This is a genomic window from Treponema rectale (assembly GCF_014202035.1).
Lineage (GTDB): Bacteria > Spirochaetota > Spirochaetia > Treponematales > Treponemataceae > Treponema_D > Treponema_D rectale.
This window is the reverse complement of sequence record NZ_JACHFR010000001.1, coordinates 1,035,748-1,051,090: the sequence shown is the minus strand read 5'-3', so window position 1 is coordinate 1,051,090 and position 15,343 is coordinate 1,035,748. Positions and strand designations below refer to the sequence as shown.

The window sequence follows — 15,343 nt, the reverse complement described above, 5'->3', positions numbered from 1 at the left end:
AATACCCGTTCCCATACCGAACACGGAAGTCAAGCTCTCCTGCGCCGATGATACTGCTCTTTAGCGGGAAAGTAGGTAGCTGCCGGCTTTTTTTTTTGTTAATCCTTTTTTAACTGCACCTCTAATATGGAATTCTACTTGTTTAACTTCAGGGGGATGCAGTTTTTTATTTTTACATACAAATTTGTTCTAGAATATAAGTCTAAATTTAAATAATTTTTTGCTTCTTTTTATTAATTTCCTGATTTACGTATTTGCTGTAAATGTGTAGAATGATTACGTTTATTTTAAGTTTTTATTGATTTTGTTATGAATTTATTTAAAATGTAATTAGAGTTAATTAGGTTTTTATTAAATAGATTATTTATTTAGAAAATGTAAATGGGTGAATTTTAATGAAAAATAATTTTTTTGTTTTTTTACTTTTTTTTATTTCATGCGTTGTTTTTAGTTCCTGTGCAACATTTGGGAATAGGCTTTATACAGCTTTTGATTATAAAGTTAATGAAGTTCCTTTATCTCTTCCCTATGAATCTCCTGAGCGTTTTACAATAGCAGTTCTTCCAGATATTCAGAATTATACTAATTACAAATATCAGAAAGAGTATAAAAAGTCATTTCCTGCTGGTTTCAGGGATATGGCGTTAAGGCAGACAGAGTTTGTTGCTAAAAACTCAATTAAGAATGGTGGAAGTATTGTTTTTGCAATTTTTTTAGGTGACATGGTTAATACAAGAAGTAAAAAAAAATGTGAATGGGAATATGCTGATCAGGCTGTAACTGTTTTAGATGATGTTATTCCCTTTGGAATTGTAATTGGTAATCATGATTATGATTACTGGAAATGGTCGTTTAAGATAAGTGATGTTATAGTTGAGGGAGGAAGTTTCTTTAATACATATTTTGGCCCAACATCCAAACATTTTTCTAAAAAATCATGGTATGGCGGAGCAAGCGAAAATGGATTGAATTCTTATTCAATCTTTAAAGCAGGAGAAAGAACGTTCTTATTTATTGGACTGGAGTTTGAGCCATCTGATGAGGCATTAGAATGGGCACAGCAGGTAATTAATGATCATAAAGACATGCCTGTTATTGTGGCTACGCATGGGTATTTAAGTTATAACCGTGTTGATACTGAGAATGGAAATTATAGTTTTTTAGGATTACATCATCATCTTGAAGGTACAGGAAATGGCGGACGGCAGATATTTAATAAATTGGTAAGAAAGAATAAAAATATTTTTCTTGTTTTGTGCGGACATGTTTTTGATGTTTCAAGCGGGGAAGGTATGCGTGTTGATATAGATGATGACGGATATAAAGTTTATTCTATCGTATCAAATTATCAGAAAAGAGCTGATTATTGGAAAATAAATGGTTTTAAGGGGTCTGCAAAACCTTGTGGAGACGGTTTTTTACGTCTTATGAATTTCGATATGAAACGAAAGATAATAAACGTTCAGACGTATAGTACGGAGTTTAATACTTTTGAAATTGATGCTGATAGTGATTTTTCCTTAGATATAGATTGGGATTGGAATGAGCGTTTTTCTTCAAGATAGTTTTTTGTTTTACCGATTATAATAAGGGTATATAGGGATTTTAGAAAAAAATAGGGGAAAGTTATGGTTCAGTTTTATTTACTTTCAGTTGTTTTTAACTTGATTACAGCTTTTATTTTAATTTATGGAAAAAATTTCGCAGATTCTACAATTATGGGTGCAGAAAGCAGTGTTGACGATTTGGAAGAAAATGATAAAGATGCAGATTTGACAAATGGTGTTGATAATGCAGAAATACATATTCCAGGGCTTGATAATGGTACATTTCGTCTTGTTGTGGGAATTCTAACTGTTTTTGTAGGATTAATAAAGTTTATTTCAGCGTATAATGGAATACCTGTTCTTGGAGATTTGCTTCCATCTGCAGTCGGTATTTTTTCTGGATTATCACTTCTTGTGGAATATTATTATGTTTCTGCTTCAGAACCTGAGCTCATTCCGGATAGTGTGAAAGCAGTTTTTCTTGATTCTCGAAAATATATTGGAATAGGATGTTTTGCTGTTGCAGTACTTCATTTTATTATGCCTGGAATTATTATTTTTTAAGAGCAGCTGATGAGTAAAATTTCTGTTGTTTGTCTTTGCGTTCGAGATGGAAAAGTTTTTATCGCTAAACGTAATCCTGTCGGACAGATGGGAAACCGTTGGGAATTTCCCGGGGGCAAGGTGGAAAAAAATGAGTCGGATGAATCAGCCATTATTCGAGAAATGAAAGAGGAATTTGGTATTGATGTTACTATTGTTAACAGAATCTGTAAAAAAAACTTTATTAATTGTGATGTTAATCTTGAACTTCATGTTTATGAAGTCAGTTTTCCTCATGATGGACTAGAAAAAAGATTCACTCTGTCTGAACATTCTGAATATCGATGGGTTTTCTTTTCCGATATTGATAAGAATTGTTTTGTTGACAGTGATTTTTCCATAATGGATATTTGTAAAAATTATTTTGAAAGTAAGCGTTAAAAAATGAAATATTATATTTATATAACATTGCTGTTTTTTTTATCCAGTTTTTTCCTTTCATGTTCAAAGACAAAACCAATAAGTTTGGAATTAAAGAATCCAGACTGTATGAATCCTGATATTCAATGGGCTCTGATAAATGAACCGTTTGTTGCGTATAGAAGTGAAGGTGACTTTGATAGTAATATTACTGCTCATGGGCGACTTGGGGATGTGGAGCGTATCATTGGTGTACTAAGGACTAAAGATCTTGTCTGGTATAGATTTTCTAAAGGCTGGCTGGATGCTTCAAGTATTCTTGTATATGATACTGAATTGAAAGCTCAGACTGGAAGCAAATATCTGCTTGAAAAAAAATAGCTACTGATGAAAAATCCCAAAACGAAATGTCTTTTTTTGTTTGAAACTTTTCGTTTTGGGATTTTTTTTTAGTCTTTGATTTTTAATGCAGCTTCATCAACTGTCAAATCGATGAACTGCTCTCTTGTTTTAAGGTTTTTTAGTGTCAGCAGGTTTTTATCAGACTGTTCTTTTGAAATTATGATTCCCCATTTCATTCCTTTTTTTTCTGTTACATTGTACTGTCTGTTCATTTTTATACAATCAGGAAATACTTCAACAGAAATATCCTTTTGTCTTAATTCGCCTGCTACCTTCTGATAATGAATTGCAAGTGATTCTTCGGTATTGAATATTTCGGCATCAAGATAAGACCCTTTTGCATTTATAAGTCCCAGTTCATTGAGGCCTGCAATAAGTCGATCCAAACCGATTGAAGCTCCTACACCAGGAACTTTATCTTTCATGTAAAGCCCTGCAAGATTGTCGTATCTTCCTCCTGAGCATACCGATCCTATTGAAGGTAAGTCGTTGAGGAATGTTTCATAAACAACACCCGTATAGTAATCGAGCCCTCTGGTGATGCTTGGATCAAGTACATAGGTCTCCTCAATTCCTGAAGCTTTCATCATTTCGTGAATGTCTTTCATTCTTTTTGTATCTTCTGATTCTCCGCCAGCAAGGCTTTCGATGTGAGTGAGAGTTTCATCCCATGATGATTTTGGTTTAATGTACTGAGTAATCTGGCGTGCAGAATTTTCACTTCCTAAAACTTCTGTAAGTTCTTTTAAAACTTCATCTTCTCCAACTTTTGCGATTTTATCTACAATGCGGAGTACATCCTCAGATTTTTCAGAAGCGCCTATTTTTTCGAGAAATCTATTGAAAATTCCACGATGATTTACATGAATAGTAATTTTTTCAACACCAATTTCTTTTAATGCAGCCTTCATGAGTGCCAGAGTTTCAAAATCTGCCGTAGCACTGTCACTTCCTACTGTATCAAAATCGCATTGTACGAATTCACGATAGCGTCCTGCCTGAGGTTTTTCGCCTCTCCATACTTTTGCAATATGATAGCGTTTGAATGGGAAATAGAGTTCCTCTCTGTGTTCTGCCGTGTACCTTGCAAAAGGAACTGTAAGGTCAAAACGCATTGCTACATCCCGACCGCCATTATCTTCAAAACGAAAAACCTGTTTTTCCGTTTCACCATTACTTTTTCTTAGAAGAATTTCAGTGTATTCCAGTACTGGCGTATCAATAGGTACAAATCCATATGCCCTATATGTTCGTGTAAGTTTTTCCTGTAAATCTGCACGTAAAATTTCATCTTGAGGGAGAAAGTCTCTGAAACCTTTTAAAACTTTCGGTTGAATTAAATCTGCCATAATGAAAGCATTTTATAGTTTATTGGAGGAATTTACAACTATTAGAAAAATATCATGAAAAATTTTAACGTTTTAATTTTAATTTTTTGTGATAAAATATTTTTATGTATGTTTTTGATAATTTTTATGTAGATTGTTTAGTGAAACTTTTTGCTTCATTTTTATGCGGACTTTTTCTCGGACTTGAGCGTAAAAGACGTTTTCATTCTGTTGGAATCAGAACCCTGATATTGATCAGCACTTCATCCATGTCAATGGGAATGGTATCATACCTGATGGCAGAAAATAGTGCTGTTCCCGGAGATCCGACTCGAATTGCGGCAGGTGTTGTTACTGGTATCGGTTTTATTGGCGGCGGAGCATTTATACGGCAGGGAATGAATATTCGGGGAATTACTTCTGCTGCAGTAATATGGGCTGCATGCGGAACGGGACTGGCCTGTGGAATCGGGGCTTATTTTATAGCCGGTGCAACTCTTGTTCTTTCAATATTAAGCCTTATTTTCCTGGGAATTGCAGAGGGACACATGTTTCCTGCTGAAAAGACTAAAATTTTAACGCTTGTATACCTGGGAGACGGTATAAAGATTTCGGAAGTTGAAAAAGCTGTTTCGGAAGCTGATCTTGTCCGTCAGGATATGAATATGGCATATTCCCTGGATACCCATGAAATGACACTGCGTTTTATTGTGAAAATTCCAAAGAATTATAATCTTGAGCAGCTGGCGGGTATTTTAAGTAATCTTGGCGATTTGAAAATGATAAGTATTGCAGAGGGATAATTTTTTTCTAAAAAAAAATCATTAATGGACTATAGTTTTTATTTTTGTTATTCTTAGTTTATGTTATTCGCTGTTGATATCGGTAATACTAATGTTGTAATTGCCGTTTTTGATAATGATCGTATTGTAACTCAGTGGAGGGTTGCAAGTGATACTAGACGGACTGGAGATGAGTATTCTTCCATTATTCTGACTCTGGCACGGGATGCAGGAATCGATGTTTCTGAATTTGATAAGGCAGTCATTTCTTCTGTCGTTCCGGCTTTGATTGGCCCTTTTGTTGTTGTCTGTCAGAGAGTATGTAAAGTTCAGCCTCTGGTTCTTACTTCTGCCATGGCTCTTGAAAGAAAGCTTCCTGTTCATCTTCCTGAAAATTCCACAAGGGAATTGGGAACGGATCTTTTATGTAATGCAGTTGCTGCATGGGAAGAGCTGGAGCATCATGCGAATATCGTTGTTGATTTTGGAACTGCACTTACTCTTACAGTAACTTCATCTTCTGGAGAAATTCTTGGAGGAACAATCAGTCCTGGTCTTGGAACTGCTGTAAAGGCTCTTGCAACTAATGCTGCTCAGCTTCCTTTTGTTCCTCTTGAAGCACCTTCTAATGTCATAGGCGCTACTACGAAAGGTGCAATTCAATCTGGTGTTGTACTTGGATATAAAGGTCTTGTTGAATCTCTTGTTTCGCAGGTAAAGTCCGAATTAGTTTTGCGTGGTGAAAAGGATGAAATTCGGGTTATTGCTACCGGAGGACTTAATTCAGTGTTAAAACCTATTACAGAGTGCTTTACTTCTGTTGATAAGGATCTGACTGTAAAAGGTTTGCTGAGTATTTCTAAAATATTGCAGTAGTCTGCTATTGCTCCTGTATGAACAGGTCTTCCAATTGAACTCCGCTTCCGTTCTGTACATCCCGGCTTAATTTTGCACCGATTATTTTGGTAAGAAAATCAGGATGAAGCCCCGGGGTAAGGATTTTTTCAGTTCTGAGAATGCCGAGATCCTGTTCCCTGAGCTGTTCGCCTTTTTTCATTGTGTGCATGTAATGAATGCTTCTGTTTGTTCTTCCGTAGTTCTGACGTTCACTTTTTCCCAGACGTTTTATTCCGTCTCCAAGACAGGCGGTTATTTTTTCCATTGAATATTCTCTGGAAAGATTTTTTACTACATAATCAAATGCTGATTCTGGAATATAGTCCTGCGTAAACTGTATTGAAGCTCCGTTTAGTGCGTTTGTTTCATTTCTGTACCGCTCAATTATTGCCTGTGTCTGTTTTACAGCATGGCACATGAGTGCAAACTTTTGGGGAGTCAGGGCTACAGGATCATCCAGTCCGTCCGTTTCGTTTGAAAGAGTAAAATGTTTTTCAATCATTACACCGCCACAAATTGTATTGAGCACGGGGATTAGGACGGGATCTGTGGAGTGATCGCTTATTCCGCATTTGATTCCGAAAACTGCGCTGAGATTTTTTATTACTTTGACATTATATTCTTCTTCTGGAGTCGGGTAAAATGTTGAACAGTGAAGCAGAGTTATGTTTTCTTTTTTTACTCCGCCGTCTGTAAGTGTATTTATGGCTTTTTCAATATCTCCAAGAGTTGATACTCCGCTGGATATTACTATCGGAATATTTTTACAAATTTCTGCAGCTCGTTTTAGGAGTGGAATATGGTTTAATTCTGGAGAAGCAATTTTTATCATGTCCGGATTTATGGATATTAATTCTTCGAGGCTTTGTTTTCCGAAGGGACTGCAGAGAAATTTTGCTCCGCATTTATGTGTGTATTTAAGGCATTCCTCAAAGAATTCTTTTTTAACTTCAAGGCTTTTGAATTTCTGGTACAGAGGAATCCTGCCACCCGGTAATTCAACAAAACCTGTATCCGGATGAAGAATTTCATTGGCGTATACCCATTGAAACTTTATTACGGTTGCACCGTTTTCTGCTGCTGAAGCAATCATTTTTTTTGCTTTTTCTATGTCTCCGGAATGTGAAGTTCCTATTTCTGCTACTATTTCCATATTATCCTTCTGTAATTATTAATTTGCATATTTTAACTGTTCCGCTTCATCATTCAAATAGAAGAAGCTGAGGTGGAGGATTAACAAGAAAACTTTTTTGTTTTGCATTTGTTATTTGTTCTGAAGTTGAGATTTTTCCTGTTAAAATCGGGGATTTAAAATCATGGGTCCTGTAATTTTTTTCTGCAAGTTCGTGGTCGGAATTTGCATAGCAGTAACGGCAGCCTCCCGGACACGTGTCATAGGCACCTATATCATTGCTTTGTATGCATCTGCAGTTTTTACGCATTCCTGAATGTTTAAGTTCTTTGAATTTGAGGTCGTTTGAATCTGCTATTTCATTTAAGGTAACGCAGCCTGATTTTTGAATTCCGTATGATGTATAGTCGTTTTTTTCTGCACAGGTTTTAATCTGCATTCTGTATTTTGCAGCAATTTTTCCGAATCCTCTTGCAAGTATATCTTTATTCTCAGGAGAAATTTCTTCCAGTTCAGGAAAGTTAGATTCAATTTTTTTATAAATCTGTACAAAACTGAATATGCAGTTTCTTACATGGGAATGAAGCCTGGCTGTCATGTGTTCAAAAGTTATCAGGTGCTGCTGTACTGTATATTTTTTTGTAAGGAGTACGGGATCATATCTCCAGGAAATTCTTTCTTTACCGACGATTTTTTCCAGTTTTATTAATGTATCTATGGATTTGTCGATGTCTGGAATTCCTTTTTCAATATCTTTTCCATAAGCTGTTATGGTATAAAAAAAATAAGTGTTGAATTTGTCTGTAATTTCTGTAATCCGATCTAAAAGCGGAGCATAGTTTTTTGAGCAGAAAATAACACAGTCAACAGTTTCTGGAGAGAGAAGGTATTTTGTTATTTTTTCGGGATACAGCGGGTTCCGGACATATACAAATCCTTCTTTGAAGCGTTGCAAAAGCCATTGCGGATAATAATGTGCCAGATCTGTTCTTCCGCCTGTGTTTATAATCATGGTAGAAGTCTAGCATTTTTTTTTCTGTTTTTACAGATGTTTTTATTGAGGCCTGAAGTGTTTTATTATTCTCTAATATTGTGTTTTTTTGCTTATCGATGTTAAAATATCCATTATGCTGAAAACTTTGATAAAAATGATTAATGCATTTAGTTCGAACACTGACCCCGGGGCAATTGCTCATGCTTTTGCATGCGGTGTTCTTCTTGGTTTTATGCCTAAAGGAAATCTGTTATGGGTTCTCCTTTTCGTTTTTATTTTTTTCATGAGAATTCAAAGGGCAACCTTTTCTTTGACTGTGATAGTTGCAGCTCTGTTTGCTCCATTGCTTGATGACGTTTTCAATTCAGTCGGTTACTGGATCCTTGTGAAGGAGTCTTTGATTCCTGTTTATACAAAACTGCTTGATATACCTTTTGTTGCTTTTACAAAATTTAATAATACCGTAGTCATGGGAAGCCTTATCATAGGATTAGCCTGTTATATTCCGGCATATGTTTTTGGAAGGCTTGGAATATGGTTGTGGAGAAAGTATTTTGCTGATGCAGTCCGTCGGAGCCGCATAGTAAAACTTACAAAACAGATTCCTCTCATTCAGAAACTTTCGTCTCTTGCTTCCAAGATTTAAAGGAGATTTATTGATATGGCAGATAAAAAAGAAACAGTAGAAAAAAAATCTCCTGTTGCAAAGAAACAGAAGAAAGAAAAGAAACTGTATCCGGCTAAAAAACTTCCTTCTATTTTTAAGAAAGCATATACAGACAAGAAGTTTGAGAAGAAGATTCTTTCAAAGCTGTATGTTCCCAAAGATAAAAATGACGTTAAGTCTATGTTTTCAAAAGGAAATAATCCTGAGAAAAAAGACTTTCTGTGTATTGATTTGAATCAGAAATATACGAAGGTAGAACTTCAGAGGTTTAAGACTCTTGCAAAGGAGATTAAAGCCCAGAAAGGAAGAATAAAGCTGCTTCCGCTTATAGCGACGGCCTGCGCCATGGCTGCTATTGTTTTTGTTGTGGTAACCTTTAAGAATGTAATAGTAAAAAATGCTATTGTTTCTGCATGTGAAGGTATTTTTGAGGCAAAGACGGATGTAGATTCTGTTAAGGTTGAAATTCTTGGTGCTCAGATTAAGGTTAAAGGGCTTGCTGTAGGTAATAAGAATTCATATTACAGAAATCTTTTTGAAATTGAAACGATTGATTTTGACTTTAATTTAACCCAGATTCTCAGGGGAAAATTTGTCTGCGAGAATCTTGAGTGCTCCGGAATGCAGTTTAATACTAAACGCAGCACGAGCTGCTATATAAAGCCGAAATCTAAGACTAACCAGGAAAGTGCTTTTACAAAGGCGTTGAAAGCCCGCACAAATCTTGCTCTTGAAGATCTCAAGATGCAGGCCGCACAGCTTGTAGGCGGAGAAGATGTTGATTCTATCGTAGAAAATTTTACTGCTGAACTTCAGACTCCTCAGGCTGCAAAGACTGCAGAAGAAAAGGCTGTTGAACTTTCAGATAAATGGAAAACCCGCCCTGCTGAGCTTAAAGCTGAGGTTGATGCTAAAACAGCAGAAATTAATGAAAAGTTAAAGAGTCTTAATAGTGTAAATAAGAATGATCCGGCCTCTGTACTGAAAGCTATAGAAACACTTGATTCCTTGCTGAAAGAATTTGATGAAACGAATAAAAATGGAATAAAATACAGAATGGCTTCCGCTCAGAAGGAAGTTGCTTCTGATTTTGATTCACTTAAAAAAACATCAGCATCACTTACGGATGCTGTAGCTCATGATTCAGATTTTGTAAAAAACAGAGTTTCTTCACTCATCGGAACTATTGCAAATCCAAAAGGATTCCTTACGCAGGCTCTTAATACTGTAGGCTATGATTTAATGGGTAAATACTATCCTTATGCCCAGAAGCTTGTTGATTATGCACTGGAAGTCAGGAAGAATGCCATTGCAGAAAAACAGAAAAAAGCTGCAGAAGGCGAAGTTAAGAGAATCGAAAAGAAAACACATTCAAGAATGGAAGGAACAACTTTCTGGTATTCAGATGAGTATCCTGCTTTCCTTATCGAACATGTTTATGTATCGGGACCTTCATTTTCTGCGGAACTTACAGAAGTTGCAAGTAACCCTGATGTGCGAAATAAACCGTGTGAGTTTAAATGTTCCTATTCTTATTATGGGGTAACTCATAATGCTGCATTGACAGTTGATGCCCGTTCAGAAACTGCAGCTCCTCTTATAGCTGCTGATTATTCAGGTAATGGCTTTAAGGCTTCTGTTGACGGACAGAAAATTGCAAAGGAAAATGGAATTCCTTCAGTTGACGGAAAAATGAATCTTAAGTTCAGCGGTACGGCAGGAGAGGAAGGATTTACTCTTGGCGGAAAAGTTGATTTGAAGCCTGTAAGTCTTACCTCAGACGGTTTTTCCAATGAAACAGCGACAAAATATTATAACCAGGCTCTGGCAGCTGTAACGGATCTGTCAATGAATTGTATGATGGGATATACAGACACTGAAGGGGTTATATTTGATTTAAGCGGAAATTTTGCTTCTCAGTTTGAAAAAGGATTAAAAGCTGCTGCTTATGGTGTTGCAGATGATGTTACGGAAGAAGTAATACGGCGCCTTAATGAAAAAATTAATTCATCTTCAGGTACTGCTCTTCTGAAGGTTAAGGAAGTAATGGGAATAGAAGGGGATGTGAATGTTCAGTCTTTGAGAGTTGATGATCTTCAGAAGGTTCTTGAACAGAAAAAGAAAGAATTTTCATCCTTAACGGAAAATGCCGTAAATTCAGCTGTTGAATCTGCAAAGAAGGATGCAGCTGATGCCTTAATAAAGGGGCTTACAGGTTCTTCCGGTTCAACATCAGGGACAGAAAACAAAAAGAACAATTTAAAGCTTCCGTTTTAATTTGTAAAATATTTGTACCGGATTTATCATACGGGGCTTTCAGGGATTGAAGAAATGCTTTATTTGTGATAAATTCGGTAAATCAATCGTAATTTATTTTTTTTATACAGGAGTTCCAAATGTCAGGACACAGTAAATGGGCAACCATTAAACATGCAAAAGGTATTGCCGATGCAAAACGCGGTAAGCTTTTTACAAAATTCATTAAGGAAATTTCTATCGCTGCAAAAATGGGTGGCGGTGATCCGGATTCAAACCCAAGACTTCGTACAGCAATTCTCAAGGCACGTGCTTCAAACATGCCTAAGGATAACATCGAACGTGCAATAAAGAAGGGTACTGGTGAAGACGGTGCAACTTCATATGAAGAACTTGTATATGAAGGATATGCAGCTGGTGGTGTTGCTGTTCTTGTAGAAGTTCTTACAGATAATCATAACCGTGCAGCAGCTGATGTACGCAATATCTTTACAAAAAATGGCGGAAACCTCGGTACTTCAGGTTCTGTAAGCCGTATGTTTGATCGTAAAGGTGTTATTGAACTTGATGCAGAAAAAGTTTCAGAAGAAGAAGTAATGGAAGTTGCACTTGAAGCTGGAGCTGATGATATTGTAAATGAAGACGGAGTTATTACGATTACAACTGATCCTTCTTCATTTAACGCTGTAGCTGAAGCAGTTCAGGCTAAGGAATGGGAAACACTTTCTGCTGAAGTTTCAATGGTTCCTCAGGCTTATACAGCTGTTGATGCAGATACAGCAAAGAAAGTTGCAAAACTTCTTAATAAACTTGAAGATAATGATGATGTTCAGAACGTCTGGTCTACTGTTGAGTACCCGGATGGATTTGATCCTGATGCTGAGTAATCAGGCATCTGATTATTAAGGCCCTGCGTTTTTTGCGGGGCTTTTTTTATTAAGAAATTATGAGAGTATTGGGAATTGATCCGGGACTTGCAAATACCGGTTTTGGCATAATTGATTGTTCTCATGGTAAGTTTTCTCTTGCGGGCTATGGTGTCATTGAAACCGACAGTACTTTATCTCATGAGATGCGGCTTCTTGCATTGTATGGAAGGCTTTCTGATGTAATAAAAGAGTTTAAGCCTGACTGTGCAGAAATGGAGACTTTGTATTTTTCCCGTAATACCTCCAGTGCCATGGCTGTTGCAGAAGCAAAAGGTGTTATAACTTTATGTCTTGCTCAGGCTGGAATTCCACTTTGTTTTTATACTCCCAATCAGATAAAGTATTCTGTTACAGGGACTAAAACCGCAGATAAACGGACAGTTCAGAATTGCGTAAAACTGCTTCTGGGACTAAAAGAAGTTCCGTCTCCTGATCATGCAGCGGATGCTCTTGCCGGTGCGATTACGTGCATAAATTCCGGTGATATTGCCGGGTAATTATATTTACAGGCACTGACCTTTTTAATTGATTTTGATATAATCATTCTCATGTTTAATTCAATAACTGGAATTATTACAGGAAAATTTCCGCAGAAACTGCTTTTGGAGAATAATGGAATTGAATGGGATTTGATATGCCCTGATACAAGCCTGGATGTTTTTCCTCCTGCTGGAAATGAGGTAAAAGTTTATACTTATCTGCAGCATTCTGATGTTCTTATGAGTCTTTATGGATTTGCTTCTGATTCTGACAGACAGCTTTTTTTTGATTTGATGAAGGTTGACGGTATAGGACCTAAAGCTGCAGTAAAAATTATGTCATCGATTACAAGCCGGGACTTAGTAAACGTTCTTGAAAACGGAGATCTTGCAGCTCTGGAAAAAGTTCCTGGTGTCGGTAAAAAAACCGCCGGAAAGATTTTACTTCAGCTGAAAGGAAAACTCAGTCTTGATAATTCTGTTTCTGTATCAAAACAAAAATCTTCTCAATATGGTGATGTAGTTACAGCTTTGGTTGACATGGGGTATGAAAGAGTGAAGGCTCTGGAAGCTGTGGAAAAAATATCCTGTGAACTTTCTAAAGAAACGGATTTTTCTGAGAAAAATACAGCAGAAAAGGAAGATGCTGTTTTCAGACGCGCACTTTTATTTTTGGCCAGGTAGCATATGAAGGATATGTTTAATAAGAGTGTAACTTCAAAATCTTCTTATCAAAAAAAGAATAATGAAGAAGACGATATGAATATAGTGTCTCAACTTGCCTCTCAGGCAGCTTTTTCTATGGACAATGAATATGGAGGACGTACAAAAATTGTCAGGGCTGAAAGTTTGCCTACTGATTCTCATATTGTGCGTGCTGATGTTTTCTCTGCTGAAGACGTTCCGGATAATTCTCTTCGACCAAAACTTCTGGATGATTTTTTAGGTCAGAGTGAGATCAAAAAGAATCTGAAGGTTTTTATAGATGCAGCAAAACAAAGGAATGAACCTTTGGATCACCTTTTTCTCATTGGACCTCCGGGACTTGGAAAAACAACTCTTGCTCAGATTACGGCAAATGAACTTGGAGCTGATTTTAAGGTAACAAGCGCACCTGCTCTTGATAAACCTAAAGATCTGGCAGGAATACTTTCTACAATTACCCCTGGAACAGTTTTTTTTATTGATGAAATTCACAGACTTAAACCGGCGATAGAAGAAATGCTGTATATTGCCATGGAGGATTTTGAGCTGGATTGGGTTATCGGACAGGGGGCTGCGGCAAGAACTGTGAGAATACCAATTCCTCATTTTACACTTGCAGGAGCAACTACAAAAGCTGGTATGGTGAGTAAACCTCTTCAGACAAGGTTTGGAATTGTTCAGAGGCTGCGTTTTTATGATGATAATGAGCTTGCAGATATTATAAGGCGTTCTGCGGGAATTCTCGGGACTGCAATTGATGATGATGCGGCAATGCTTCTTGCAGGATGCAGCCGCGGAACTCCAAGAGTTACAAATAGACTTTTGAGGCGTATGAGGGATTATGCTCAGCATGCCGGAAGTCCTGTAGTCACATCTGAAATTGTCAGAGAGGGACTTGAAAAACTGGGAATAGATAATCTTGGACTTGAAAATTATGATCGTGAGATTCTTTTAAGCATTATGAATAATTTTGGAGGCGGACCTGTTGGTGCAGAAACGCTTGCCATTAGTATTGGAGAATCACAGGATACTTTAGAAGATTATTATGAACCCTATTTAATTCAATGTGGATTGATTCAGAGGACTCCGAGAGGCAGAATTGTTACTCAGAAGGCTTATGAACATTTAGGAATGACACCTGCTTCTGATTCTTTGAAGGGACAGGGAAGTCTGTTTTAAATAAATTTTTTTTCAGGAAATGTGAATATGAAACTTAGTGATTTTAATTTTGAATTACCGCAGGAACTTATTGCTCAGAAACCGGCCGGAACTCGTGGTGATGACCGTCTTATGCTGTTGGGAAGAAATGATGGGTCCGTAAAACATTATAAAGTAGAAGATCTTGTTGATCTGGTAGAAAGCGGAACTCTCATGATTTTTAATAATTCAAAAGTAAGACGTTCAAGATGCTACGGAATAAAAACAACATCTGGCAGAGAGCAGGAATTTATGTTTCTGAATCAATGCGGGCCGGATGGTGACACCTGGAATACAATGGTAAAGGGTGCAAAAAAAGTTAAGACCGGAAATATATACAGGTTTGCAGATGGAAGTGAAGGGATAATTATTGCCCATGAAGGAGATGATGGTACTGAGTTCCGTACAATCAAGTTTCCTTTCATGCTCACAGAGGAATGGTTTGAAAGAAACGGACATATACCGCTTCCTCCTTATATACGGCGTGAAGATGATGATACTGACAGTGAGCGCTATCAGACAGTCTATGCAAAAGAAACCGGAAGCTCAGCCTGTCCTACTGCAGGACTTCATTTTACACAGTCGCTTCTTGATAAATTAAGAGCTAAAGGTGTTGATCTGGAATGGATTACGCTGCACGTTGGACTTGGAACTTTTTTACCTGTACGGGAAGAAAACATAGAAGACCATAAAATGCATGAAGAAGTATATACCGTTCCTTATGAAGTTGCGGAAAAAATTAATAAAGCAAAAAGGGAAGGAAGACCTGTTCTTGCTGTCGGTACTACAAGTGTCCGTACTTTGGAAAGCGCTGCCGTAAAAAAGGAAGACGGATCTTATGAGGTGCAGGGCGGAACTGGTAGTACTCATATTTTTATGTACCCGGGTTATGAGTTTAAGGTGGTGGACCAGATGTTTACAAATTTTCATACACCGGAAAGTACCCTTATAATGCTTGTAAGTGCTTTTGCAGGAAGAGAAAACATTCTTAATGCTTATAATCAGGCTGTTCAGGAACGGTACAGATTCTTTTCTTATGGCGATTGTATGCTGATAAAGTAGCCT

Annotated in this window: 16 protein-coding genes and 1 rRNA gene; 14 read left to right on the top strand and 3 right to left on the bottom strand. The window is 37.0% G+C overall.

Translation table 11 applies throughout. The annotated features are described in order from the left end of the window. The 5 genes from rrf to HNP77_RS04570 all read left to right on the top strand — a co-directional run. Nucleotides 1–88 (top strand): 5S ribosomal RNA (rrf, locus tag HNP77_RS04590); the annotation flags it as partial. 307 nt (nt 89–395) lie between these two features. Beyond that, nucleotides 396–1,565 carry a metallophosphoesterase gene (locus tag HNP77_RS04585; protein WP_184651965.1) on the top strand — a complete coding sequence of 390 codons (1,170 nt, stop codon included), beginning with the start codon at nt 396–398 and terminating at the stop codon, nt 1,563–1,565. 63 nt (nt 1,566–1,628) lie between these two features. Beyond that, entirely contained in the window at nt 1,629–2,111 is a 483-nt protein-coding gene (locus tag HNP77_RS04580; protein WP_184651964.1) for a hypothetical protein, read from the top strand. Nucleotides 2,112–2,120: 9 nt separating this feature from the next. Next, nucleotides 2,121–2,531 carry a (deoxy)nucleoside triphosphate pyrophosphohydrolase gene (locus HNP77_RS04575; RefSeq protein ID WP_184651963.1) on the top strand — a complete coding sequence of 137 codons (411 nt, stop codon included), beginning with the start codon at nt 2,121–2,123 and terminating at the stop codon, nt 2,529–2,531. A gap of 108 nt (nt 2,532–2,639) precedes the next feature. Next, nucleotides 2,640–2,891: a hypothetical protein gene (locus HNP77_RS04570; RefSeq protein ID WP_184651962.1), complete on the top strand. Its 252-nt coding sequence runs from the start codon at nt 2,640–2,642 to the stop codon at nt 2,889–2,891. A gap of 68 nt (nt 2,892–2,959) precedes the next feature. On the opposite strand, the gene hisS is transcribed toward HNP77_RS04570, so the two are convergent. Beyond that, nucleotides 2,960–4,261 (bottom strand): histidine--tRNA ligase, encoded by a 1,302-nt coding sequence (gene hisS / locus HNP77_RS04565; RefSeq protein ID WP_184651961.1) that lies wholly within the window; start codon nt 4,259–4,261, stop codon nt 2,960–2,962. Nucleotides 4,262–4,365: 104 nt separating this feature from the next. Between hisS and HNP77_RS04560 the strand changes: the two genes are divergently transcribed. Both HNP77_RS04560 and HNP77_RS04555 read left to right on the top strand, forming a co-directional pair. Further along, nucleotides 4,366–5,043, top strand: coding sequence for an MgtC/SapB family protein (locus HNP77_RS04560; RefSeq protein ID WP_184651960.1), 678 nt, complete (start codon nt 4,366–4,368; stop codon nt 5,041–5,043). Between the two features lie 60 nt (nt 5,044–5,103). After that, on the top strand, nt 5,104–5,898 hold the full coding sequence (locus tag HNP77_RS04555) for a type III pantothenate kinase (RefSeq protein ID WP_184651959.1): 795 nt from the start codon (nt 5,104–5,106) through the stop codon (nt 5,896–5,898). A 4-nt stretch (nt 5,899–5,902) separates the two neighbouring features. Here the strand turns inward: HNP77_RS04555 and HNP77_RS04550 are convergent, their stop codons facing one another. Further along, nucleotides 5,903–7,072: an N-acetylneuraminate synthase family protein gene (locus HNP77_RS04550; RefSeq protein ID WP_184651958.1), complete on the bottom strand. Its 1,170-nt coding sequence runs from the start codon at nt 7,070–7,072 to the stop codon at nt 5,903–5,905. Nucleotides 7,073–7,121: 49 nt separating this feature from the next. After that, complete coding sequence (locus HNP77_RS04545; protein WP_184651957.1) at nt 7,122–8,063, bottom strand: DUF1848 domain-containing protein; 942 nt, start codon at nt 8,061–8,063, stop codon at nt 7,122–7,124. Between the two features lie 115 nt (nt 8,064–8,178). On the opposite strand from HNP77_RS04545, the gene HNP77_RS04540 reads away from it, so the two are divergent. From HNP77_RS04540 to queA, 7 genes are all read left to right on the top strand, one after another. After that, complete coding sequence (locus HNP77_RS04540) at nt 8,179–8,691, top strand: TIGR03546 family protein (protein WP_246428849.1); 513 nt, start codon at nt 8,179–8,181, stop codon at nt 8,689–8,691. A gap of 15 nt (nt 8,692–8,706) precedes the next feature. Continuing rightward, entirely contained in the window at nt 8,707–10,989 is a 2,283-nt protein-coding gene (locus HNP77_RS04535) for a TIGR03545 family protein (RefSeq protein ID WP_184651956.1), read from the top strand. A 119-nt stretch (nt 10,990–11,108) separates the two neighbouring features. Next, complete coding sequence (locus HNP77_RS04530) at nt 11,109–11,855, top strand: YebC/PmpR family DNA-binding transcriptional regulator (protein ID WP_184651955.1); 747 nt, start codon at nt 11,109–11,111, stop codon at nt 11,853–11,855. A 59-nt stretch (nt 11,856–11,914) separates the two neighbouring features. Further along, nucleotides 11,915–12,394: a crossover junction endodeoxyribonuclease RuvC gene (gene ruvC / locus HNP77_RS04525; protein ID WP_184651954.1), complete on the top strand. Its 480-nt coding sequence runs from the start codon at nt 11,915–11,917 to the stop codon at nt 12,392–12,394. A gap of 51 nt (nt 12,395–12,445) precedes the next feature. Beyond that, nucleotides 12,446–13,060 carry a Holliday junction branch migration protein RuvA gene (ruvA, locus tag HNP77_RS04520; RefSeq protein WP_184651953.1) on the top strand — a complete coding sequence of 205 codons (615 nt, stop codon included), beginning with the start codon at nt 12,446–12,448 and terminating at the stop codon, nt 13,058–13,060. Between the two features lie 165 nt (nt 13,061–13,225). Beyond that, the gene (gene ruvB / locus HNP77_RS04515; RefSeq protein WP_425506735.1) at nt 13,226–14,260 is read left to right on the top strand and encodes a Holliday junction branch migration DNA helicase RuvB; all 1,035 of its coding nucleotides are present in this window, start codon (nt 13,226–13,228) and stop codon (nt 14,258–14,260) included. A 27-nt stretch (nt 14,261–14,287) separates the two neighbouring features. Next, the gene (gene queA, locus HNP77_RS04510) at nt 14,288–15,340 is read left to right on the top strand and encodes a tRNA preQ1(34) S-adenosylmethionine ribosyltransferase-isomerase QueA (protein WP_184651952.1); all 1,053 of its coding nucleotides are present in this window, start codon (nt 14,288–14,290) and stop codon (nt 15,338–15,340) included. The last annotated feature ends 3 nt before the right edge of the window (nt 15,341–15,343 follow it).

What these genes read in the sequence shown, in the direction of transcription:
- HNP77_RS04545 (WP_184651957.1), bottom strand. Translation starts at nt 8,063, where the DNA reads ATGATTATAAACACAGGCGGAAGAACAGATCTGGCACATTATTATCCG.
- HNP77_RS04580 (WP_184651964.1), top strand. Translation starts at nt 1,629, where the DNA reads ATGGTTCAGTTTTATTTACTTTCAGTTGTTTTTAACTTGATTACAGCT.
- HNP77_RS04535 (WP_184651956.1), top strand. Translation starts at nt 8,707, where the DNA reads ATGGCAGATAAAAAAGAAACAGTAGAAAAAAAATCTCCTGTTGCAAAG.
- HNP77_RS04560 (WP_184651960.1), top strand. Translation starts at nt 4,366, where the DNA reads ATGTATGTTTTTGATAATTTTTATGTAGATTGTTTAGTGAAACTTTTT.
- HNP77_RS04570 (WP_184651962.1), top strand. Translation starts at nt 2,640, where the DNA reads ATGAATCCTGATATTCAATGGGCTCTGATAAATGAACCGTTTGTTGCG.
- HNP77_RS04585 (WP_184651965.1), top strand. Translation starts at nt 396, where the DNA reads ATGAAAAATAATTTTTTTGTTTTTTTACTTTTTTTTATTTCATGCGTT.
- HNP77_RS04575 (WP_184651963.1), top strand. Translation starts at nt 2,121, where the DNA reads ATGAGTAAAATTTCTGTTGTTTGTCTTTGCGTTCGAGATGGAAAAGTT.
- HNP77_RS04550 (WP_184651958.1), bottom strand. Translation starts at nt 7,072, where the DNA reads ATGGAAATAGTAGCAGAAATAGGAACTTCACATTCCGGAGACATAGAA.
- hisS (WP_184651961.1), bottom strand. Translation starts at nt 4,261, where the DNA reads ATGGCAGATTTAATTCAACCGAAAGTTTTAAAAGGTTTCAGAGACTTT.
- HNP77_RS04540 (WP_246428849.1), top strand. Translation starts at nt 8,179, where the DNA reads ATGCTGAAAACTTTGATAAAAATGATTAATGCATTTAGTTCGAACACT.
- HNP77_RS04555 (WP_184651959.1), top strand. Translation starts at nt 5,104, where the DNA reads ATGTTATTCGCTGTTGATATCGGTAATACTAATGTTGTAATTGCCGTT.
- HNP77_RS04530 (WP_184651955.1), top strand. Translation starts at nt 11,109, where the DNA reads ATGTCAGGACACAGTAAATGGGCAACCATTAAACATGCAAAAGGTATT.
- queA (WP_184651952.1), top strand. Translation starts at nt 14,288, where the DNA reads ATGAAACTTAGTGATTTTAATTTTGAATTACCGCAGGAACTTATTGCT.
- ruvC (WP_184651954.1), top strand. Translation starts at nt 11,915, where the DNA reads ATGAGAGTATTGGGAATTGATCCGGGACTTGCAAATACCGGTTTTGGC.
- ruvA (WP_184651953.1), top strand. Translation starts at nt 12,446, where the DNA reads ATGTTTAATTCAATAACTGGAATTATTACAGGAAAATTTCCGCAGAAA.